The organism is Oscillospiraceae bacterium CM (genome assembly GCA_022870705.1).
In the GTDB taxonomy this organism is placed as follows: domain Bacteria; phylum Bacillota; class Clostridia; order Oscillospirales; family Oscillospiraceae; genus Sporobacter.
On the sequence record CP072107.1, the window covers coordinates 1,746,156 to 1,768,723 of the forward strand.

A 22,568-nucleotide genomic window follows, 5' to 3' on the forward strand; every position below is an offset into this window, starting at 1 on the left:
ACGAACCTTTCTATGTTTTAATCATCTTATAGACGTAAATGAGGACGTCGGCGATGGCCTGATACAATTCCGGGGGAATCTCATCGTCGATGTCGCAAGCGGCGTAGAGGGCCCGCGCGACGGGCTTGTTTTCGACAACGGCGATTTTGAGTTCGGCGGCCCTTTGTTTAATCCGCTGCGCCAGAAAATCCTCGCCCTTGGCAATAACAACCGGTGCTTTGTCAACATTTTCGCGGTAGCGGAGCGCAACGGCGTAGTGATCGGGGTTTGTGATGACGACGGTCGCCTCCTGCAGCCGGTTCATCATACGCTGGGCACTCATTTTACGCTGCTTCTGGCGAATTTTACCTTTAATCTGTGGGTCGCCTTCAAGCTGTTTATTTTCCTCCTTGACCTCCTGCTTTGTCATCATGATGTCTTTTTCGAATTTCCACCACTGATACAAAACATCGATGGCGGAAAAGGCAATCAGCACGATTCCGATCATGATTCCCATGGAAAACGTCTGCGAGAGGAATTTCGAAAAAGCCGTCCCGACGTCCGTGTTGATCAGACCGACAAAGCCTTTGAGGCCTTTGGAGAGGTACGCGTATGCCACATAGCAGAGAATGATGATTTTGATGATTGCTTTAAAGAGCTCAACAAGTGACCGCGAGGAAAAAAGACGCTTAAAACCGGCAATCGGATTGATTTTGCTGAAGTCCGGCTTGAGCTTGTCGGTAACGAACATCGGCCCCGTTTGCACAACATGGACGAGCGCACCGCCGATCATTGCCACAAGCATCAGCGGCAAAATCATTGGCATAACGGATAAAAGAATGTTTTTATAGTACAAAACGACGGACGCGCCGGTGACGTTTCCGGCGTTTCCGGCAACAGTGCCTGCTGAGAGCATATTGGCCGAAAAGTCCCGCATGGAGCGGATAAAGCCTTCATACCCGATTTTCAGTGTGCCGAACATGATGAAAATCATGATTGCCGAACATAAATCGGTACTTTTATGAACATCGCCCTTCTTGCGTGTGTCTCTTCGCTTCTTTGGCGAGGCTTTTTCTGTTTTTTCGCCGCTTCCCTGCGCCATAAAGCCAAGTTCACCTCTGCTATCTTAAAATTATTCGCGCCCCTACGCCTTGCCCGCCAGGTGATTAAACATCAAGCCGATCTGGCTGAATATCGTGGAAAAAATATCTTTCGTCACGACGGCGAAAAGAGAAAATGTCATCAGTAAAACAACGAGACCAACGACAATTTTAATCGGGATGCCCACGACGAACATGTTCATCTGCGGGACGGTTTTGATGATGGCCCCAAGCGCAAATTCCATCATGATCCCTGCCGCCAGAACCGGCATCGCCACCATGACCGACAGGACAAAAGACTTTGTCATCACCTCGGCCGCTACCCATAAAATCTCGGCCGGTGCCATGGCCGCGCCGACGGGAATTGCCGTAAACGTGCGCCAAATAAGGTCAATGAGCTTCAGGTGCCCGTCGTACAGGAAAAAGAGCAGAATCATCATGATATTGAAAAGGCTGCCAGTAATAGGCGTCTGCGCGTTGTTCTGGGCGTCGTAGATACTTGCCATGGAAAAGCCGATCTGATAGTCCATGATGGCGCCGGCCGTCATCGTTAAATTAAACATTGTCGTTAATACAAAGCCCATTGCAACGCCAAAGGCGAGCTCGCGTACCAAGACAAGCGCATAGACGACCAAATTGTCATAAACAGCATATGTGTCCGGTGCCGGGAGACCGGCCATGAAAACAGCGGTTAAAACAGCACAGAAGCCAATTTTTGCAATGTTCGGGATATTTCGGCGCCCGAAGATCGGGCTTGAAATCAAAAGCCCGCTGATGCGGACAAACATCAGCATCACATAATCAAGATGGTTCCAAACAAATGACAGCTGCGCCATACTCGCCCCTTATTTCAGCATAACGTTAATCGAATTGTAGAGCTCCACCGTGTAGTCGGTGAGCTTTGAAATGATCCAGCCGCCGAAAAGAAGCAGCGCCAAAAGGATACCAATGATTTTCGGGACAAAGGCCAGCGTCTGTTCGTTGATTTGCGTGGTGGCTTGAAAAATGGAGACGAGGATACCGATGATGAGCGCCGCCGCGAGCATCGGCGCCGAGCCAAGGAGGACGACGTAGACAGCATCTTTAATGACCGTCAGAATTTCCGGTTGTGTGATCATTTTTTCTCCCTCTAGCCGAAGCTGCTGACGAGCGCCCCAATTGTCAGACGCCAGCCGTCTACTAAAACAAACAGCAGAATTTTAAAGGGCATGGAGATCATCGCCGGCGGCAGCATCATCATGCCCATCGCCATCAGCGTGCTCGCCACAATCATATCGATCACGATAAACGGGATGTAGATAAAAAATCCGATGGCAAACGCGTGCTTGAGCTCGCTTGTGACGAACGCGGCGATGACGACGCGGTCGGGAACATTTTTAACATCCGTCTGCTTATCAATGCCGGACAGGCCTTCAAAAAAATTCAAATCCGTCGAGTACGTCTCTTTCAGCATAAACTCCCGGAGCGGCACCATCGACTTCTCCGAAAACTCGGTAAACGTGATCTGGTTTTTAACGTAAGGCTGATAAGCAACGTCATTGATTTTAACGAGAACAGGGCTCATGACGAAATATGTAATAAAGAGCGCAAGGCCGATAATCACCGTGTTGGGCGGCATATTCTGCAGTCCGATGGCGTTGCGCACGATGGATAAAACAATGACGATCCGCGTAAAGCCGGTGAGCATAATGAGTGCCGTCGGTACGAGCGTGATGGCCGTTAAGATCATAATGATCTGCATAGACTGCTGGTTATTGTCTAAGAGGGACTGGACCGAATCGATGGGGGCCGCAGCGGCGCTGTGCGACACACCCAAAAGCAACATCAAGCCAAGAACAAAAATGAAGCTCGTGGCCGCGCAGATTTTTGCGGTTTTGAAGAGCTTTTGATGTGCCGGTTCATATCTTCCCGGGTCCGGCAGCCTTTCTACAGATACCGGTATCCAATTAAATCTGGGTTTTACGCATTTAGTCATCTTTGTTAAACCTTTTCAACCGTTTATTCAGTTCGTCCTTAAAGCTCGCGGCGAAGCTTGGCAGGACGGGTGACGGCTCTTCCTTGGGAAGGCCGAGCTGTGCTGTCGGCTGCTTGTCCAGCAGCTCAACGCGCTGGGCGCTGACGCCGAGAATATACGCGTTTTCCCCGATCTCTACCACGAAAACAGATCTGTCCTTCCCAAGCGGCTGTGAACCGAGGATGCGGATACCGGTGTTTCTACGGAAGGAGCCGGTGCTCGTTCTCGCCACAAGCTTCGTGACATAATACGCCCCGAACAAAACGGCGACGATGATGGCGATCGCCTGGACGTAATCCCAAAAATTCAGCACTGTGCGCCCCCCAACGGCAGGTCAGACCTGCATGTTCATAATTTCTTTATACGCCTCTACGGCCTTGTTCCGAAGCGCCACCGTCAGATTCAGGGAAATTTCGGACTTCTGGGCGGCAATCATGGTGTTGGACAGATCATCCGTATTTCCAGTCAAAAGATCCAGCGTGGACTGCGCGTTCTCGTCACCGACTTGCTCAAAGCGGTCAAGCGCGCTGGAGAGTGCCTCTTTAAAGCCAGAGTCTGCCGTCGTCGTTCCAGACGACACCGGCTTGGCCGTGACAGGATTGGCGATGCTGCCAAGATTGCTGATAAGTGAAGAACCGATACTGACCATGGGTGATGCTCCTTTCTGCCGGCGGCATTATTTGCCGATTTCAAGCGATTTGATCGCCATGTCCTTGTATGCGTTGAAGGCCGTGACGTTTGCCTCGTAGGAGCGGTAAGCCGAAATCATGTCGACCATCTCCTGTGTGATATCAACGTTCGGCATCCGGACGTAGCCGTCTTCACCGGCGTCGGGATTCGTCGGGTCGTAGACGAGCTGGTAGGGCGTTGTCGTATCTTCCCCGATTTCGGTGACGCGGACGCCGCCTGAAACACTGCCCGAGGTGCCGCCGGAGGCGTTTTTCAAAACACCAGCAAAATCGCTGCGCTCAGCCAAAACAACGTATTTTTTTGTATACGGCGTCCCGTCGGCTGTGCGCGTCGTGTCGACGTTGGCGATGTTATCGGAGATGACATCCATCCGCATTCGCTGTGCCGTCAGGCCGGAGCCGCTGATATCCATGCCACTTAAAAAGCCCATTTGGTTTCCTCCGTTCCGATTTTTCTATGCCTGCGCCGCAACGCCTGTTTAGTTGACGTTGATGGCCGTATTGAGCTTGCGAAATTCAGAATTGATCTTTGTAACGGTGGTGTAATAATTTATAGAGTTTTTCGCCAGCTCGACCATCTCGTTTTCAATATTGACGTTATTCCCGTCAAGCCGCGTTGACGTCGTCTCGTCGGTCACCACCTGCGGCTCGACGCTCGAAATTGCCGCGCCGCCCGAAAAGCCGAGATGCTTGTCATTTGTCGTTTCCATGGATAATGTCCCGCCGTCCGACCCAGCTGCCTCAGCCATGAGATCCTCAAATTGGACGTGCGAGGCCTTGAAGCCGGGTGTGTCGACGTTGGCGATATTATTGGCGATGACCTCGTTGCGGAGCCATGAGGCATTTAGGCCTTTCTGCAGTGTGTTGACGGAGGAAAACATATTGTCTAACACAAAATCACCTCCTTCTATTTCAGCAGTTTATTCGCGTCTATCATCGCTTCGATGTAGAACTGGTTCGTTTTGCCGGGGTCGACGCCGCATTTGGCGGCATATGCGCGCGCCTCATCCCATTCCGCCCGTTCGATATGGGTAATGATTTTTAAAAGCTCGGCTTTTTCGCCCTCGCCCGTGATGAGCGGTTTTGTGATCTCCTCGCTTAAATGTGTTTCTTTCAGGATCGCGTCTATCGGCGTGTCCATGATGGCTTCAGCCAGCGAAAACAACCCGACAAGAAAATACTCGTCCCTGTATTTCCGCTTTTTTTGTGAGATGGCGATCTTCTCCATGAAAATCCCGCGGACAAGCGCGGCGCGGATCAGCTCGCTCGGTTTCGTCGTTTTAATCTGGTTTAGAACGATCAGGGAAATCCATTTCTTAATCTCATTGAGACCGAGAATTAAAAGCGCGTGCAGAATGCCGGTCACGGTGTATTTGAGCCCGTAATAGGCGGAATTGACGATTTTTAAAAGGCGGTATGACAAGACGAGATCGCGCTTGATAACGTTGGCGAGGTCAAAAAAACTGACTTCGGGGTCGGCAATATATTTTATAAGTTGGAGCTTGCTGACCTGCAGCGTCTCGGTGCATTTGGCGTTGGCAATTGTCGGCTTGCAGAAAAAGAAGCCCTGAAAGAGGTTGAAGCCTAATGATCTGGCTAATTCAAGGTCCTCATACGTCTCAATTTTTTCCGCCAGAAGAATTTTTCGCCTGTTGCGCGTGATTCTATAAACGCTCTTTGCAATACTGTCGACATTGCACTTCATAAAGTCGATTTTGATGATATCGGCCAGGTCAACAAGCGGCTCGGCCTCCTCCGTATAGATGAAATCGTCCAGCGCGAGGAGATAGCCGCGGCGCTTGAGCTTTCGGCAGGCGGCCAGCACCGCCTCCGTCGGCCGGACATCCTCTAAGAGCTCGACAATAAGAATGTCGTTGGAGAGCATGTGCGGTACTTCTTCTAAAATAAGGTCCGCCGTGAAGTTGACAAATGCCTTGCGCCCGCCGGTGATGGCCTCTATGCCGATATCACTAAACGCTGTTACCAAAACGTCTTTTGTCGCGCTGCTGCCGTCCTCGGCGTCATATTCTACCGAGTCCTGCCCTGCCCTGTATAGCAACTCATATCCGAATATTTCTTTTTTAATATTAAATATTGGCTGACTTGCTACACACTCAAACACGTTTACCACTCACCATTCTTATCGGGACAATGCCGATTGTTCAGAAAAGCCTCTACTAGCGGATAATCTCTGTTATGCGTACACCGTAATTGTCATCAATGACGACGACCTCACCCTTGGCAATTTTCTTGCCGTTGACAATGACGTCAACAAGTTCTCCGGCCAGCTTATCCAAAACAATAATGGAACCAATGCCGAAATTCATAACGTCGCTGAGGCTCTTTTTTGATTTGCCAAGCTCAACGGTGACCTGCAGCGGAATGTCGTTGATGAGATCGTAGTTAATATGGCTGATGTCACCCATCGAAGCCATTCCCGGCTCGTCGAATGACTGATAGGCGGCCGGTTTAACTGACTGCACACGCTTCGGCTCTGGCGGCGGCGTCGCAGCAGGTTTCGGCGCGGCTGGTACCGGCTGCGCGGCGGGAGCGGGGGCTTTGTCCTGAACGGGGCTCGTATCTTCGCTTGGCATGAGTTCGTTGATCATTGATCGCGCCATCTCAACCGACATGATCTGCATCAGCTTGCTTTTGAGCAGCCCCTCAATCTCCATATCAAAGCTGATTTTAATAACGAGGGGCGTGCCGTCCAAAAACGAGGAGACGTCATCGTCAGGTGTGGCTCGCTCAATCTGTGGTGGCGCGATATTGATATAGCGGCCCATCATGTTGGCCATTGCCGTAGCCGACGAGCCGATCATCTGATTCATGACTTCGCTCATGGCGCTTAAATGAATTTCATTGAGGACAATTTTATCTCGGTCGACGCTACCTTCCCCGCCCATTAATAGGTCTGTGATAACAGCCGCGTCATAGTCCTTCAGGATTAAAAGATTTTTGCCGAACATGCCCTCCGTATACTCCACGCTGATGGCCAAAAACGGCCATTTAAATGCCGAGAGTACGTTTTCTGTTTTAAACAGGCCGACTTTGGGTGTGGTGATCGTCACCTTACGGCCTAACAGCGCGTGCATTGTCGTCGCGGAGTTCCCCATGCTGATATTACCGATTTCGCCCAGCGCATCAACCTCATCCGGCGTAAAATAGGCGGAAATATCCTCAGCCACGACGGCGTCTACCTCTTCAAGCGCCTGAAGGTCTTTTATATCCTCTTCCGAATAATCCTGCGTCATCGCCGTCGTTGTGCCGCTGACGAGGGCGTCTATCTCTTCCTGGGTCAAATCACTCATTCTCGTCGTCTCCTCTGATTTCATCAAGGATTTTCAGGGCTAGATTGTTTTTGAGCTTGCCGATTTCGGCGCGGTATTTCGGTACCTGCTGATATTTGATGATCAGCGGCTCGTTGAGGCGGTGCTGAAGCTGTATCACATCGCCCACATTGAGGCTCGTTATGTCCCGAACCGTTGCCTCCGTCGGGTTGAAGACGGCACTGACGACGATATCGGTGCTCCCGATGGTCTTGATGATGCCAAGCGGATCGGCATCGACTTTTTTTGTGACGTTGCCGGTATACATGTGCTGTGTGTTCAGCTTCTTTGTAAAAGGCTCGAGCGCCTGATGCGGCAGACAAAAACCGATGAGCCCGCTCTCGTTGCCGATTGTGACATTGAGCGTTACCATTAAAACAGGTTCGTTATTGTCGACGATCTGGGCAAACTGCATGCTTGTTTCAACTTTCTCCAGCGAGGAGCTGACCTCCATAATTTTGATCCACGCCTCGTCAAAGTTTTTCAGCGCCTGCCAGAGCACGCGCTCGACGATGGCCAGCTCAATATCCGTAAACTGCCGCCCTTCGGCAGTAATCTCTTTCGTCCCGCCCAACACGCGGCTGATGATGGAATACGAGATCTCCTTTGTCATTTCCATGATGAACGAGCCCGTAAAGGGAATTGTATTAATAATCGCGATTATGACGGGAGACGGCACAGAGTTGTTAAATTCGTTGAAGGATATTTCTTCAATGGAGAGCACTTCCGAATCACAGCTGGCCCGCAAAGACCCCATGAGATAGTTCGATAAGAGGTGCCCGAAATTCTTGAAAACGACGTTGATGGCGCGAATCTGCTCCTTCGTAAATCGGTTGGCGGTCTTAAAATCATATGTTTTGACAGTGTTTTTTGACGGTTCATCTGTTTCATCCGCCTCACCGGTAGCCAAATCACGCATGAGCTTGTCTATTTCGGCCTGCGACAGGACATCCAGCAATATCGTCACCTCCCTGTTGGCATATCTTTAAAGATGATTCAAGGCACTTTTAGTGGATCAGATCGCCTCTTTCGTCCCGTTTTTTGAGAACGGCTCTTTTTACATCAGTGATCTTTTCCGCTATCTCTTCAGCCGTCTCAGCGACAGCATACTTATGACCCGACACCATTGTCAAAATCGTATCCGGCGTCTCTTCAAGGTATTCAATTTGATTTTCATTGACCCAGAAATGGTCAACCTTATTGATGCGCGTTACTTTAATCATTCGCGCACCCGCTAACGCTTGAGATTGATGAGTTCTTCAAGCATGGAATCCGTCGTCGTGATGACGCGCGAGTTTGCCTGAAAGCCTCTTTGTGTGATAATCATATTTGTCAGTTCTGTCGACAGATCAACGTTTGACATCTCGAGACTGCCGCTGTTAAGCGTTCCGCATTCGTTTCCGACAAAGCCGTATTTGGCCGTACCGCTGTTGGAGGACACAACGTAATAGCTCGACCCGGTCTTCTCTAGGCCGCCGTTATTGTTGAACGTTGCCAATACAACGCGCCCGACCGTCACCTTCGCGCCGGCATTGTTGACGGCTGTGATCACACCGTTTGCGTCAATGGCGTAATCGGAATAATGATCTACCAGTGCCGGCGGCGTTGCTGTGTCATAAATGTCGCCAAGCAGCTGAACCTTTGTCAGATCAGCCGTAACAAACGTGTCCGTATTGTCGACATCGGGCGTACCGTCGGAATCAGTGTCATGGTTAACGGCCATAACATAGTCGCCGTTAGCCGTAACGAGAAAGCCCTGAGAATCGAGCTGCAGCGCGCCGTTTCTTGTGTATTTATAGGAGCCGCTGCCGTCATCAACGACGAAGAAGCCCTCGCCGGAGATGGCGAAATCCAGTGGATTGGACGTTGACTGCGTACTGCCCTCCGTCATGTTCATGCCGATGGTAGAAATAGAGACGCCAAGGCCGACCTGCTTGGGGTTGCTGCCGCCTGTCGTTGCCGTCGGCGCCGTGGCGCTGCTGATCGTCTGGCTGAAAATATCCTGGAAAATCGTCCGGCTTGTTTTATAGCCTGTTGTGTTGACGTTTGCGATATTATTGCCGATGATGTCCATGGCCGTCTGATTGCTTTTCAAACCGGAAACAGCCGAGAAAAGTGAACGCATCATAAAGCAAATCTCCTCTTTATATTTTTTTATTCTTCAAGACTGATCAGATCGTTGTGCCGTCCGTTGCGTTGTCTGTTGCGCTGTCTTGCTCCTGTACGGGGAAAACCTGCTTGACGTCAGATACACGGATGGCCGTGCTGCCAACGACGATATATGGGATCCCGTCTCGGATAATAACGCTGTCGACAATCCCGGCATAGGCGTTTGTCACGCCCGTCGTTTTATCGAGCACCTCGGCGTAGATATCTTTTCCGATCATGTCATAAGCCTGAGAATTCTGGAGCGTTGATTTCATATCCTGCATCTCGCTAAGCGATGACATTTGCGCCAGCTGCGTGACGAAGGCCGTGTTGTCCTGCGGCTCGAGCGGGTCCTGATATTTCAGTTGTGCCACGAGCAGATTGAGAAACGTTTCTGTGTCAACCTTTGAATTGGTTTTCGAAGTGTCTTCGCTGTTGGAAGTATACGTGATGGCATCCGATGCGCCGACCGTACCGACAGACATTATTTCACCCTCCTTGACCGGCTGATGCCGGTTGATATCAGACCCGATAATCTACCGTTGAATCACCGGCCCGGGCCGTGCCGTACTCCTGCCAGACGTCGCCTTCCGTGGCCCCTGTTGAAGTCGGCTGCCTTCTGGCCGCGTCGTCTTCCCGGCCGCCCGTGAAGCGTTGCTGCGTAAAGCTCTGCTGCGACGAACCCTGCTCGGTAAAGCTTGCCGGGCCGTCATTTTTTGAATAGACAACGTCAATATTATCGACGGTGATTCCCTTCGTTTGCATAGCGGCCACAAGCTTGTGAAGATGGCCGGAGATGGCCCCGGCCACCTCTTTGTTCTCTGATTTGATTTTCGCCGAGACCCCGTTTTCCGTCCGAAGGACGGATATTGTTAAAATCCCGAGCGACTCGGGCTCCAAAACAATTTTAATTTCCTGTGCGCTGCCCCGAATACTTCTGACATCGTCGACAAAGCGGTCAAAAGCATTTTCAATAGCGGGCGTCACAACGTCCGTTGTGATGGAGAAAGAGGTATCGATAGCGGCTGCTGTATCACCCTTCTGGACGGCGGCGGCTGCTAGCGGTGATACGGTCTCTTTTGACCGAGTGAAGGAAGCCGACTCGCCGAATCCGCCGTCGGTCGACGTCTCGGTTGCCATGGGCGCGCTTCCCACCGCACTGGCTGACGTCGGTACTGCGTCGGAAAAGAGGGAAACCGATGCGTCACGGCGCTGCTCTTTTGGGTCGTTTGCTGTAATTCCCATTGCTGCCGTAGCGGGTACCTCAGGCGCCACGGCGTGTGGTGCCGGTGCTTGCGGTGCCGCTGCGGCACCCAACGCCTGCCCGGCATCCTGCATGGCCTGCTTGACGGCTGCAAAAAATTCGCCCGTGCCATCGGCTGAAGATCCCGGGTCTGCACCGGCTGTTGGCCGGTCAGGCAGTGCCGCTGCTGTAGCCGTCGTGAGCCCTGCATTAGCGGGTGCCAAAACAGCCTCCTGACCGATCGTTGGGGCTGTGCGGGAAGCGGTATCCGTCACAACAGCAGTTTGTGCAGTTTGAGCAGTTTGAATAGCTTGAGTAGCCTGAATTGATTGAGCCGTTTGAATCGATTGAAGCGCTTGTTCTGCTGGCTCGCCGTCTGTTGCCGCCGGTTCCCCAGGTAATGTCGGGGTGTTTACGGCCAGCACCATCAGCTGAGCGAGCATCCCGCTCAAATCAGCCTCCCCTGCGTTGTCTTTATTGACCGTGGTGTCGCCGAGCGCCGTGAGTAATTCGGCGGAAAGACCGCCTGCCTGAGCGCCGGTGTCCTTACCAATTTCCTGCTGAAGGACTGCGTTAAACAGCATAACAGCCGGCTGTGACCGGAGCGCGGAATTAACCTTCAGCCCCTGGCCGGCCGTCGTTTCACTGCCCTGCTCAGCAATTGCCGGTGTCGCAGTCATCAATGGAATGGAAACAGCCTGCATAATATCCTCCTCTCGCACGCGGTTAATAAGCCTCAGCTTGCCAGAATCTTTGTGACGTCCGCAGCCAGCTGGGGGTCCAGCTTCGACAGCAATAGGGCTGCCGCGGCCGGCTGCATGTAATAGACAATGACGGCAATCTGCTGCGCATCATAAACCTTTGTCATAATCGCGCCCGCCGAAACAGCGTCCATTTTGCTGTAAATCGCGCCGACCTGCTGGAGCTCCGTGAGCTTTTCAGTGGACAGCCCGGTGAGCAGTTCTTCAAGTGTCTGCGTTGATGTTGTCGTTGTCGTCTGCCCGTCCGTTCCGGAAGGACTCGTGGAGGGAGCCGTGCTGCTTTGCGCCGCTTGGTCATCGAGCTGCTTCTGCAAGTCGTTGAGCGCCTGTTCTCTGGCATTGAGCGCCGCCTCGCGCGCGTCGAGTGCCGCCGCGCGGTCACCCTGCGACGTATCGACAAGGCTGCCAAGGCCGACGGCCTGCAAAAGAGGGTTTAGGTTTCCTGTTAAATAAAGCCCCGCAACGCCGCCTGCAATTAAAACGAGTATAATCAGGACAATGATGACGACCATGACGAGGGGGGATTTCTTCTTCGCCTTCCCCACCTTATCGGCGGGAACGCCCTTCGTCCCCGGCTTGAATGCCTCTTCAAATTCTTTGTCACCAAGTTTTCCGGGCTTTCCGGCCGTCGACGCTGGACTCATGCGCTCATCTCCCGATGTCGTATTATGGTATCGCCGCCCCCGGCCCGCGGCCGCCCGACTCCGTCACGTTGTAGGAGACGATATCGTCAACCGTTTTCGTTTCGCTCTTTTCAAACTCTTTTACATACTCGGCATACTGTTTGTCATACAGTTTTTCAAGCACCTTGATTTCCTTGTGCACGGCCACGAGCTCCCCGCGCCGTGCTTCAACCTCTCTGGCGGCTCTGTCAACCTCGCGCCCTGCCTTTTGAATGGTCTCCAGCAGCTCTTCGAAATAGACGGCATACCCTTTAAAATCACTAACGGTCATACCGGCCTTCGCCTGCTGTTCATATTGCGCCTTTTTCTCTTTATGCGTTTTTTCAAGTGCTTCTTTTCTGGCCTTCGCGGCTTCAAGCGCCGCCGTTGCGGCGGCAAACTGCGCCTGCCGGGCATCCTTTTCGGCTTTTTTAACGTCGTACAGGGCACCGAGGGAAAACATAAATTTTTTCATGCACGCGCCCTCCGAAGCCGTCGTTATTCAATCGCATACAGGCCTTCTTTAACCGCGTCGTACGTCGCCGCCTCATCAACTGTCTGTCTTAAAAATCCGGTAACCACAGGGTTTAATCGGACGGCTTCGTCAATTTCTATGCTGGAGCCTGCCTTATAGGCACCGATATCGATGAGGTCTTTCGCCTTGCGGTAGACGGCCATCGTGTTTTTGATGTATCCGGCCTTGTCGTACTGCTCCGGGGGAATAATGTCCTTCATAACACGGCTGATGCTTTCCAACACGTCAATCGCCGGATAATGGTTTGCCGTTGCCAGCGCCCGCGAGAGGACGATATGCCCGTCAAGAATGCCGCGGACGGTGTCGGAGATCGGTTCGTTCATGTCGTCGCCTTCAACGAGAACGGTGTAGAGGCCGGTGATCGAGCCCTTATCCGACGTTCCCGAGCGCTCTAAAAGCTTCGGCAGAATTGAGTACACTGATGGGGGGAAGCCGCGCGAAATCGGCGGCTCGCCGACAGCCATGCCAATCTCCCGCTGGGCCATGGCAAAGCGCGTGACGGAATCCATCAGGAGTAAAACCTTAAGGCCCTTGTCTCTGAAATACTCAGCAATGCTTGTCCCCACAAGCGCCGCCTTCAACCGAAGGAGAGCGGGCTGGTCGCTCGTTGCAACGATGAGGGCCGTTTTTCGCAAGCCTTCCGGCCCCAAGTCTTTTTCTATAAAATCCTTGACCTCGCGCCCGCGTTCACCGACGAGGACGATGACGTTGACGTCCGCCACAGCGTTGCGCGCAATCATACCGAGAAGCGTTGATTTACCGACGCCGCTGCCGGCGAAAATGCCGAGGCGCTGTCCCTGGCCGACTGTCAAGAGTCCGTCAATGGCACGTACACCGAGTGGGAACTCTTCCGATATGCGCGTGCGCGTCAGAGGATTGGGCGGCATATTGTCAACAGGATAGCAAATGTCGTCCGGGATGGGCGGGCCATCGTCCATTGGTTTACCGAGCGCGTTCAAAACGCGACCGATGAGTTCGTCGGACACAGCCACCCGCAGAGAGTGGCCCGTTGAAACAACCCGACTGCCGAAGCCAATGCCGGTCATGTCGCCGAACGGCATCAGTAAAACGCGCTGGTCGCGAAAGCCGACGACTTCGGCTTCAACGTAATCGTCACCGACGGAGGGGTAGATGCGGCAGATATTGCCGATGTTGACGGCAGGGCCGTTTGACTCCACCGTCAGCCCGACGACCTTCATGACCTTACCGCTGTGCTCAACGGTGTTAAGGTTTTTCAGAATATCGTGAAAGCTTTGGAAATCGCTCTGCATCGGCTGTCCCTCTCAGTTTGAAAAAGCCTGTTCAATCAGGTCGAGCTGCCGGTCGATGGAGATGTCAACGACTTCCCCGTCCGACTCAACGACAAGGTCCCCCGGTTTAAATGCCGGGTCCTCAACGGCAACGATGCGGGCGTCGCTGTTTTCCGGCTCCAGCTCGGGCCGTTCGGCCCCGAAATATCGGGCGTAATCCTGTGGGCTGACGCGAATGGTTATTGTCCCCGTCTGCTTCAGGCGTTCTAAAGCGTCTTTGATCAGATTCAGAAAAACAGCATCGGATTCCTCAAGCTTATACCCGATGATTTTTTTGGTGATATCCATCACCAGTGTCACAAAGTCGCCGCGCATTTGCTCGACCATAACCTTGTAGCGGCTTTGCAGGTCACTTTCCATTTGAAGCAGCCGGTTTGCCTCGTCACTTTTGCGTTCGGCTTCAGCCGCTGCCAGCGCCTGCTCGGTTTCCGCACAACGGCGGTCACTCTCGTCCTGCGCCGCGCTGAGCATGTCGGAGGCTTCTCTTTTTGCCCTGTCAATGATTTCCTGCGCCTCTTCCTTGGCTTTTTGCAGCATTGTTTCGGCCTGTTCAGCGTGCTCCTGCTGAAGCCGTTCGTAAATTTCGTTATATAGCCTGTTAATATCGTCACCCGGCGCGGCGGGATGTTCCACCGGCACCGGCTCGTGCCGCTGCGCGTAAACGGTCTGCGTTTCAGCCGTTTCAAAAGAGACATACTGCCTGTCGATTCTAAACGAGGACATCGCTGGCGTCCCCCCTGGAAACGATAATTTCGCCGTTTTCCTCCAGCGCCCGGACAGCGTTCACAATCTTCTGCTGCGCTTCCTCCACATCCTTCATACGCATCGGGCCCATGACAGAGAGGTCGTCGGCGATCATTTCCTGCAGCCGCTTACTGAGATTAGACATGATGACATTTTTGACCTCTTCGTTGGCACCCTTCAGCGCCACGGCGATGTCGCTTTGCTGCACATCTTTGAGAACGCGCTGGATCGCCTGGTTTGAAAGCTTGGCGATATCTTCGAAAACGAACATATTCTTTTTAATATTTTCAGACAGGTCCGGGTCAAGGACGTCGAGGCTTTCCAAAATATTTTTCTCTGTGCCGCGGTCGACACTGTTAATAATTTTAACAACGGCGTCGATCCCGCCGACGGTCGTTTGGTCGCTCATGCCCATTTTGGCGAGGCGCTGCTCTAAAATCATTTCGGCTTCGCGGATATATTCCGGGATGACGCTTTCCATATTCGCCATGCGCGTGATAACTTCTACCTGCAGGCTGTTCGGCAGCGCTGCCAGCACACCGGATGCTTTTTTCGGCTCCAGATAGGACATAAGGAGGGCAATCATCTGCGGGTTCTCGTTGGCCACGAGGTGAACAATCTGCATCGTGTCAGCCTTGCGGACGAACTCGAAGGGCCGCACCTGAAGCGTCTCCGTGAGCTTGTCAAGAATTTCACCGGCTTTGTTATCGCCAAGCGCTTTTTTTAAAACGCCGCGCGCGTAATCCAGCCCGCCCTCTGAAATAAATTTCTGGGCCAGAACCGTCTCCAGAAATTCGGATAGAACGCTTTCGCTTTCTTCCTTTGTCACCTTTTCCGTCGTTGTGATTGCCAGTGTCAGTGTGGCAATCTCCTCTTCTGTGAGGTATTTAAAAATTTCGGCGGCCTGATTCTTTCCGAGTGCGATCAAAAGGATCGCCGCTTTCTCCCGCCGTGTCAGGCGTCTTGAATCCGTGCTGGCCATATCAATTATCCTCCGCCAGCCATGTGCGCAGAATCAGCGCCACCGTCTCGGGATATCTGTCCATCAGCTCTTCAATTTTCTCCGCTTCTGTTGATTTTTTAAGGACGAGGTCTGCCAAGTCAAAGTTTGGAAGCTCCGGCATAACGTCGCCGTCACCTGCCGTCACGCCGACAGGCTGCGGCTTGAGACCGTGCCCTTCATCTTCCCGATGTTTGAAGGTCCTCTTCCCAAAGAAACGGAGCGTAATGATAACGGCTGCCAGCAGCGCCGCGATGGTAACGATTGTTTTAATAAGGCTGTTTTGCGTGACCTGCTTGATCGTATCCTGGTTTTGCTCAAACGCGCTGTCAATGCCGTTACTCTGTGAAAACGGCATCAGCTCCACCGAAATGTAATCCGGCTTCACGCCAATCGCCTTGGCGACAAGATTTTTAACTTTATCAACGTAACCGTCGATCCCATCGGCGGCACTGGAGTTAACGAGTACGGCGACCGAGAGGTTCTGAACGGAACCCTGGGCCTTTTCAATCTGCGTCTGGATCTCGTTGAGCTCATAATTATAGGTTTTCGACGAGTTTGTACTGCTGCTTCCCGTTCCAGTCGTATCGGCAACATAAGCTGGCGTTCCCGTGCCGTTTGTATCGGTTCCGGCTGAACCGGAAGCGCCGGTCGTCCCTGTCCCGCTGGCGTTTATAATCTCCTCACTACTGCGGACAAGGCCGTCCGTTTCGCCGGCAATCGGTGGGGCAAATTCGACCTTGCTGACGGTCTGCTTATCAAAATCGAGGCTTAAATTCACCGAGACGGCGACATTGCCTGTTCCGATAACCGGTTCCAAGATGTTCAAGGCCTGATCGGAGAGAATCGATTTCATCTGCTCTGTCAGCTGCTGCTGACTTGCCGAATATTCCCCGGCGCCGTCGTCCTCATTAATACTGTATGAATTCATCTTGGCGTCGACAATGCTCACATTTTCCGGCTTGAGGTCCGGTACGCACTTGAGCACGAATTCGCCGATCGTTTTTGCTTCGCCGCTTGTCAGCGTCTGCGTGTCCTTTAATTTGAGCATAACGGCGACGCTGGCGTCTTTTGTCGTATCCGTGACGACAAAAGAGGAATCCGACGCGAGATTGACGATGACAACAGAATCCTGTATCTTGTCCATCTTGTTGATTGTGGCCCGCATGTTTTCCTGAAGCTGGTACTGCAAATATGTGCGCCGTTCCAAATCCGTCGAGCCGATAGCAGAGGAATTTGAAAAGATGTCGTAATTGAGGCCGGTGCTTGGGTAGCCTTCCGAGGCCAGCTCAATGCGCAGCTCGTCGGCCTGATCGTCCGGAACGAGGATCGTGCTCGTCCCCTGAACTTTTGATTTGACGCCCTTGTTGTCCAACAGCGTTTTAATCGTCCCGGCTTCGCCGGCGTCAAGCCCTGAGTAGAGCACTGTGTAATGCACCTGATTGAGCAGCAGCGCACCAACAACACCGGCAGCGACAACCGTAACCGCCAACGAAATCAGCATTATTAACTTCTTTTTTTCGATATTCTGAAAAAACTCACGCGTTCTATCCAGCATCGATTTCATAAAAGCAGCCAATCCTACCGCCCCTGCTCTCCATTCAGACTACGCTTTCAGCCTTTTTTCGCGAATTTCGGCACGCGCCGAACAGCTATTTTTGTGCAAAAATAGTGAATAAATATACAATTTCAGTATAATTATTCACGCCGAACACCATTGGAGAAGGAGCCGTAATGAAACGGTTTACATAGGTCATTTTCACGGTTCTCCCCTTATCTGTGTTTTAGGTTACTATAATTTTTGCCAAAATGCAATATAATTCTACAAATTTCGATTTTCAATTTATTATACTTTTTGTCAATTATAACTGCCTATTTTATTATTTTTTTGTACTTATTGCATAATATTTTGGCTTTTTTCAGTACCTGCCCGACAATTTTCTGGGTTTCGCCCAAAAATTCTATTAAAATTCACACTAAATTATTTTTGAAATGTTTCGATAATAGCTTTTTACTTCATTTCTCTCACCGTTTTCTCACAAAACAACTGAAAATGATGAGAATTTTTGCAAAATAACTCACAAAAATTTTTTTATCAAAATGACTAAAGTCCGTGTCGAATTTTGCGATAAAGGACAATGTAAGGAGTCTCCCGTTCGACAGGGAACTCAAAAAACAAAAACCGAGCGGCATGGACGCCGCCGGAAACATCAAGGAGGAACAATCATGCGTATTAACACGAACCTTACCGCGATGAACACCTATACCCAGTACACGAAGAACCAGAACAAAATCTCCAGCGCGGTGGCCAAGCTTTCATCCGGCTACGCCATCAACACGGCGGCTGACAACGCAGCCGGCCTTGCGATCTCCGAAAAAATGCGCGCCCAGATCCGTGGCCTCGACAAAGCCTCTGCCAACGCCCAGGACGCCATATCCCTTGTTCAGACGGCAGAAGGCGCACTCGACAGCTCGACCCAGATCCTCCAGCGCATGCGCGAACTGGCTGTGCAATCGGCTTCCGACACGAACGAGAACGATATAGACCGCGCCGCTTTGCAGGATGAGTTTACGCAGCTTCAGTCGGAGCTGGACGACATCGCCAAGAACACAACCTTCAATAAGAAAAACCTTCTCGACGGCTCCCTCGCCACAGAAACCAAAAACCTTGGCACGACAAGTCTTGCCAACAGCGGCATGACCGTCAACCTCGGCAACGCGGCAACCGGAGACTACAATTTCAGCGTTTCTACAAAGCTTGAGAGTGCTGCTGTCACCGGCGTTGAACCCACCAGCGTTGAGCTCGTCACCGACGGCGCGGCCACGTATTTCAGCGGCTCCAACAGCGTCGCACTCGGTGCCAATGTCGCAGCTTCAGACCTCTTAAACGGCAACTACACGCTTTCTGCCACCTACGCTGACCCAACGAATGACCAAGGTGACGGCCAGATCACCGTAAAAGCGACGGGCGATAACAATCAAAAGTTTGAAGCAAAAGTTTCCGTTGCGGATCTCGAAGCACTGAAGACAGGCACAACGTTGACGCTTAGCTTTAACAAAGATGCTGACGATGCGTTTAACATCACATTAGGCCTGAATTCTACGATACCAACCGCCAGCGAATCTAATTACGACACACTCGCTCAGAATATCTCGAAGCTGTCAGTCTCCGTCTCCGGCGGTGTGACGGCCAGAGATGCCGAATATGGCGTCTATGCCAACCTCACCGGCGCTGAAAGCGTTAAATTAGAAGCTGGGATGAGTTCCGTCACTTTTGGCAACGGCGTCAAAGTCAATTTTGATACATTGACGGCGTCATCTGTCGACACTGCTAACGATGCGTCTTTAACAGCTACTGTTACATTCACAGGTAACGGCACAAACGGAATGGCTGCCGCGGCCACAGCTGCTTTTACCAATATGCAGGCTTTGGACGATGCTACAGTTGTCAATGGCGCCGGAACGGTGAGCATTACCGCAGCCGATGCTACAACGGTTACTTTCACATTTACCGACAATGATACAAACACATATACTTCAACCGTGAATAAGGCAGATTTAGGTCTGTCAGCAGCTAACGGCGGTGTCAGCGATACCACGACGCTCACTTTCACGGACGCTGATGGAAACAATGAGTTTTCTTTGGATCTGGCGGTAACAAATACCGGTACTGCAACGAACTTCCTTAATACTGTTGCTACTGCAACAACACAAGCTGCAACTGTACAAGACGCAGGTCACAATTATACAAAAATATTCGGTGCCGGTACTGACGCTGATCTTGAAGTTTCCACGGCCTCCAATTTCTCCGTCGAAGCCACGAAAAACGCCGGTCTCACTTTCCAAGTCGGTGCCAACGAAGGTGACTCAATGGTCATTAACATCGACAAGATGGATGCCAACTACCTCGGCGTTTCTTCCACTAGTGTTGCCACCCGCACGGCAGCCGCTGCAGCCATCGAGACAGTCGACAGCGCTATCAATCAGGTCTCTGGGCAGCGCGCGACGCTCGGCGCCGTTCAGAACCGCCTTGAGTACAAGATCGACAACCTGAGCACATCTTCCACGAACCTGACATCAGCCGAGAGCCAGATCCGCAACGTCGATATGGCCAAGGAGATGACGGAGTTCACCAACGCGAACATCCTGTCCCAGGCCGCCACGGCGATGCTGGCTCAGGCCAACAGCCTCCCGCAGAGCGTCCTCTCCCTCATCGGCAAATAAATATCCCTCTTTTGATAAAGAAAAGCCCGGATTTCCGGGCTTTTCTTATTTTTATTCTCTTATTTTCTCATTCTTCCTGTTTATCCCATTTTTGTTTTTATGTCATCTAAACCTATATATTGTGTTTTGCATAATATTCATTTTGAATATTGCATAGATGTAGTGCCCATTGAATACGCCTTTAGCTTGACGGGCCCGGCGATTATATCCCGGCCGATGTAGATGGTGCCATCCTCCCGCGTCTTCTCCCCCCATTTGACGAGCGCTATGCTGCCGTCTGTAATTTCGATGGCGGTGATGTTAAATAGATGCACGCAGCAGCCGTCGTTAAAATACCGGCCGCCCGGTGCGTCGGAGAACACCGGCCTGTGCGTATGACCGGCAATGAGCAGCTTGTTTTCCGTCTCGGCCCAATGTTTCAGGTGGCGTTCGACACTCGCTTTGACTTTGTTGTTTTTCGCGGCACTCGTCGGGTCATGCACGCCAAGCAGCTCAAGCGGCTGCCAAACATATCGCACAAGGAAGCGCGACAGCCGCCACAGCGTGTCGTTTAACACATCGGCCTGATGGCCGTGCAGCAGAAAAATCTCCCCGTCTGTTACCTTGTCCTTCAAAATGAGCCCCTCATAGAGCGTCGTACCCGTCTGGAAAGGCGTGGCATTTTGTGCCGCCCCGGCGGAAGCCGTCGTGGTTTTTTTCAACTTTTCCAGGTCATGATTGCCGACAACGAGATAAAGCCTGTTGCCCTTATCAAAGTGGCGCAGCGCCGCGAATACATCACCGTGGGCTGCATAGATGTCCTCCAGGCGCTTGTTTTCCCACAGCTCGTCACCATCACCCAGTTCGATATATGTATAGCCGAGTCTGTCGTAATGCTTCAGCGCCGCTAGATAAATGGTTTGATTTTTCGTAAAATCATCCGCCCAGGAACCGATACCCCTGTGGCAGTCGCTCATGACGACGATACTGGATGCCGCGCCGAACGGTATGACGCGGGCTGACCGATACACCCGATCAATTCGTTTTTTTCGTGAGACCATCCCGGCCCCCACCCTCCTGCACATGATGTTTAATACCTGGTATGCGGCGGCGGGCGACCTGCCGCCCGCCGCCGCACCGATTAATCGAGATAGTCAAGCAGCTTTTCGTGAAATTTGAAAAATCTTTCCTGGCGGCCGACGTTAAGTGTGAGCCCGTAGAGTACGGGAGACTTCTCTTTCAAGGTCGTCAGGATATCGTAGAGATTGTCGCCCATATCCTTTGTCAGCCGCCTGTACGACGCGACAAGGCGCCTGTTCCGCCGGAGCGCCAGCCATGCCAGAAAGCCGTGGCGCGTCAGCGGCTGCCTTGCGTGTGGCTTCCCAAACAGGATAAGCACCGTGTTCCCGTTTATGCGGATTTCATTATCCTTGTAGCCGTTATTTTTTAGTCCCCCGAGGAAGGCCTTTAGCATCATCCGATCTCTGAAGGTAATGGATGCCTCCATCGTCAGCGCGGCCGGTTTTGAAAATTCGCCGAGCCTGAAGCCGGTCAGCCACCAGTGGCGGCCCGCTCTCTGAAACAGCACCTCGTTGTTACGCAGCAGTGTATACGTCATGCTCAGCGTGTCCTCATCCTTAGCGCAGTGGTAAAACGTGCCGTTGAAGACACCGGGAATGTCAAGGTCCGGCCCCGTCGTATTATAGACGCCGATTTCGCCGCCGATGGTGATTCCGTACTGCCCCTTCCACAGCTCAATGAGCCAGCGTTTCCCGCCATATTCAAACGTGACGGGCTCGCAGTCAATCACCATGCCGAAGGGGACAGACGATTCGTCATACAGGCTGCAATAGCCGAAATCCCGCTGCCAGGGGTACAAAAGCGAATAAAAAATGTTCTGCTGCCAGTCGTACGCATACCCAGTTCCTGCCAGCAGCTGCCGAACGGCTTGCAGCTGCGCGGCGGTATAAAGCACCTGTGTCTGCTGCGATGGGAGCGGCTCTTTGAGCAGCGCGTCAATCCGACGCTGACGCAGGACGTATGCGATAAACGCGGCGGCCGCGAGTACGGGCAGCGAGACGAGCACATAGAACAAGATGCCGCCCGTGACAATGCCGGCTGAAAATATGCCCATTTGATACGCCTCATTTCTAAAGTCTGTATCATCATATTCAAAAGCTGCCCAATGCGACAAAGAAGACGCGAAAAGCCGCCCCGCTGACAGCAGGACGGCCAGATAACGCTTTAATCAGTTAGTCAAAAATTTGAGTTTACGGACGCTTTTCGTTCAGAGAGTCGGCAAGGTCGGTAATCGCTTTTTGAATATCATCACGCGCTGCGGCGGGCGTTGAATCGGAATCATCGGCAAAGACAATGCCCGCAATATCCCTGGCATTTATATCGCCGAGCAACACTTTTGCCGTGCCGATACCCTTCGTCAGCTCCCCTGCGCCGCCGCGGACGATGATGATACCGCCACGTTTTTTCTTTTGAACCGGCTCTTCCTTCCGGAGATATTTGGCACACCAATATGTCTGAAGGCGGCTCATAACAGCCAGAAGCTGGCCGGAGAGCTCTGTAAAATACGTCGGCGAGGCGATAACGATGTTGTCCGCCTCCTGTATATCATCATAAATTGCCTGCATGCCGTCATGAATGGCACAGCCGGGATTCTTCCAGCAATAGCGGCAATCGATGCAGGGCTTGACATCGCAGTCATAGGCCGTCACGACTTTAACCTCCCCGCTGAGCTTTTTCTGCAATGTGGCGACGAGCTGCGACGTATTGCCGTTTTTCCTCGGCGAGCCGTTGAAAATGAGTGTTTTCATAGTGACCTCCGTTGTCCATATCT

At 52.2% G+C, this 22,568-nt stretch carries 25 protein-coding genes; 1 reads left to right on the forward strand and 24 read right to left on the reverse strand.

Features of this window, described 5'->3' with window-relative positions:
• Positions 1–10 precede the first annotated feature (10 nt).
• From flhB to fliF, 21 genes are all read right to left on the reverse strand, one after another.
• A complete protein-coding gene (gene flhB, locus IZU99_08625) occupies positions 11–1,081 on the reverse strand; it encodes a flagellar biosynthesis protein FlhB (protein UOO37313.1) in 1,071 nt (356 codons plus the stop codon).
• A gap of 42 nt (positions 1,082–1,123) precedes the next feature.
• Entirely contained in the window at positions 1,124–1,915 is a 792-nt protein-coding gene (gene fliR / locus IZU99_08630) for a flagellar biosynthetic protein FliR (GenBank protein UOO37314.1), read from the reverse strand.
• Positions 1,916–1,924: 9 nt separating this feature from the next.
• Positions 1,925–2,197, reverse strand: coding sequence for a flagellar biosynthesis protein FliQ (gene fliQ / locus IZU99_08635; protein UOO37315.1), 273 nt, complete (start codon positions 2,195–2,197; stop codon positions 1,925–1,927).
• An 11-nt stretch (positions 2,198–2,208) separates the two neighbouring features.
• Positions 2,209–3,054, reverse strand: a complete 846-nt coding sequence (gene fliP, locus IZU99_08640; GenBank protein ID UOO37316.1) for a flagellar type III secretion system pore protein FliP — start codon at positions 3,052–3,054, stop codon at positions 2,209–2,211.
• Positions 3,047–3,406 carry a flagellar biosynthetic protein FliO gene (gene fliO / locus IZU99_08645; GenBank protein UOO37317.1) on the reverse strand — a complete coding sequence of 120 codons (360 nt, stop codon included), beginning with the start codon at positions 3,404–3,406 and terminating at the stop codon, positions 3,047–3,049. Before fliO ends, fliP begins: the two co-directional genes overlap by 8 nt.
• Positions 3,407–3,427: 21 nt before the next feature.
• Positions 3,428–3,742, reverse strand: a complete 315-nt coding sequence (gene fliE / locus IZU99_08650; protein ID UOO37318.1) for a flagellar hook-basal body complex protein FliE — start codon at positions 3,740–3,742, stop codon at positions 3,428–3,430.
• 27 nt (positions 3,743–3,769) lie between these two features.
• The gene (flgC, locus tag IZU99_08655) at positions 3,770–4,213 is read right to left on the reverse strand and encodes a flagellar basal body rod protein FlgC (protein UOO37319.1); all 444 of its coding nucleotides are present in this window, start codon (positions 4,211–4,213) and stop codon (positions 3,770–3,772) included.
• Positions 4,214–4,261: 48 nt separating this feature from the next.
• The gene (gene flgB / locus IZU99_08660) at positions 4,262–4,663 is read right to left on the reverse strand and encodes a flagellar basal body rod protein FlgB (GenBank protein ID UOO38800.1); all 402 of its coding nucleotides are present in this window, start codon (positions 4,661–4,663) and stop codon (positions 4,262–4,264) included.
• 26 nt (positions 4,664–4,689) lie between these two features.
• Positions 4,690–5,841: an HDOD domain-containing protein gene (locus IZU99_08665; GenBank protein UOO37320.1), complete on the reverse strand. Its 1,152-nt coding sequence runs from the start codon at positions 5,839–5,841 to the stop codon at positions 4,690–4,692.
• Positions 5,842–5,959: 118 nt separating this feature from the next.
• The gene (gene fliY, locus IZU99_08670) at positions 5,960–7,093 is read right to left on the reverse strand and encodes a flagellar motor switch phosphatase FliY (GenBank protein UOO37321.1); all 1,134 of its coding nucleotides are present in this window, start codon (positions 7,091–7,093) and stop codon (positions 5,960–5,962) included.
• On the reverse strand, positions 7,086–8,069 hold the full coding sequence (gene fliM, locus IZU99_08675; GenBank protein UOO37322.1) for a flagellar motor switch protein FliM: 984 nt from the start codon (positions 8,067–8,069) through the stop codon (positions 7,086–7,088). Before fliM ends, fliY begins: the two co-directional genes overlap by 8 nt.
• Before the next feature lie 49 nt (positions 8,070–8,118).
• A complete protein-coding gene (locus IZU99_08680; GenBank protein UOO37323.1) occupies positions 8,119–8,334 on the reverse strand; it encodes a flagellar FlbD family protein in 216 nt (71 codons plus the stop codon).
• A gap of 11 nt (positions 8,335–8,345) precedes the next feature.
• Entirely contained in the window at positions 8,346–9,239 is an 894-nt protein-coding gene (locus IZU99_08685; GenBank protein UOO37324.1) for a flagellar hook-basal body complex protein, read from the reverse strand.
• 43 nt (positions 9,240–9,282) lie between these two features.
• The gene (locus tag IZU99_08690; protein ID UOO37325.1) at positions 9,283–9,744 is read right to left on the reverse strand and encodes a hypothetical protein; all 462 of its coding nucleotides are present in this window, start codon (positions 9,742–9,744) and stop codon (positions 9,283–9,285) included.
• A 37-nt stretch (positions 9,745–9,781) separates the two neighbouring features.
• Positions 9,782–11,206, reverse strand: coding sequence for a flagellar hook-length control protein FliK (locus tag IZU99_08695; protein UOO37326.1), 1,425 nt, complete (start codon positions 11,204–11,206; stop codon positions 9,782–9,784).
• 32 nt (positions 11,207–11,238) lie between these two features.
• Positions 11,239–11,907, reverse strand: a complete 669-nt coding sequence (locus tag IZU99_08700) for a hypothetical protein (GenBank protein ID UOO37327.1) — start codon at positions 11,905–11,907, stop codon at positions 11,239–11,241.
• A 22-nt stretch (positions 11,908–11,929) separates the two neighbouring features.
• Positions 11,930–12,400, reverse strand: a complete 471-nt coding sequence (gene fliJ / locus IZU99_08705) for a flagellar export protein FliJ (GenBank protein ID UOO37328.1) — start codon at positions 12,398–12,400, stop codon at positions 11,930–11,932.
• Positions 12,401–12,423: 23 nt separating this feature from the next.
• The gene (gene fliI, locus IZU99_08710) at positions 12,424–13,731 is read right to left on the reverse strand and encodes a flagellar protein export ATPase FliI (protein ID UOO37329.1); all 1,308 of its coding nucleotides are present in this window, start codon (positions 13,729–13,731) and stop codon (positions 12,424–12,426) included.
• Between the two features lie 12 nt (positions 13,732–13,743).
• A complete protein-coding gene (locus tag IZU99_08715; GenBank protein UOO37330.1) occupies positions 13,744–14,493 on the reverse strand; it encodes a hypothetical protein in 750 nt (249 codons plus the stop codon).
• The gene (gene fliG / locus IZU99_08720) at positions 14,480–15,496 is read right to left on the reverse strand and encodes a flagellar motor switch protein FliG (GenBank protein ID UOO37331.1); all 1,017 of its coding nucleotides are present in this window, start codon (positions 15,494–15,496) and stop codon (positions 14,480–14,482) included. The genes IZU99_08715 and fliG overlap by 14 nt, the downstream gene beginning before the upstream one ends.
• A gap of 1 nt (position 15,497) precedes the next feature.
• The gene (fliF, locus tag IZU99_08725; protein UOO37332.1) at positions 15,498–17,093 is read right to left on the reverse strand and encodes a flagellar M-ring protein FliF; all 1,596 of its coding nucleotides are present in this window, start codon (positions 17,091–17,093) and stop codon (positions 15,498–15,500) included.
• 647 nt (positions 17,094–17,740) lie between these two features.
• Here fliF and IZU99_08730 point away from each other — a divergent pair.
• A complete protein-coding gene (locus IZU99_08730; protein ID UOO37333.1) occupies positions 17,741–19,738 on the forward strand; it encodes a hypothetical protein in 1,998 nt (665 codons plus the stop codon).
• A gap of 137 nt (positions 19,739–19,875) precedes the next feature.
• Here the strand turns inward: IZU99_08730 and IZU99_08735 are convergent, their stop codons facing one another.
• From IZU99_08735 to IZU99_08745, 3 genes are all read right to left on the reverse strand, one after another.
• Positions 19,876–20,778 carry a metallophosphoesterase family protein gene (locus IZU99_08735; protein ID UOO37334.1) on the reverse strand — a complete coding sequence of 301 codons (903 nt, stop codon included), beginning with the start codon at positions 20,776–20,778 and terminating at the stop codon, positions 19,876–19,878.
• A gap of 80 nt (positions 20,779–20,858) precedes the next feature.
• A complete protein-coding gene (locus IZU99_08740) occupies positions 20,859–21,851 on the reverse strand; it encodes a DUF4474 domain-containing protein (protein UOO37335.1) in 993 nt (330 codons plus the stop codon).
• Between the two features lie 136 nt (positions 21,852–21,987).
• The gene (locus tag IZU99_08745) at positions 21,988–22,545 is read right to left on the reverse strand and encodes a flavodoxin family protein (GenBank protein ID UOO37336.1); all 558 of its coding nucleotides are present in this window, start codon (positions 22,543–22,545) and stop codon (positions 21,988–21,990) included.
• Between the last annotated feature and the right edge of the window lie 23 nt (positions 22,546–22,568).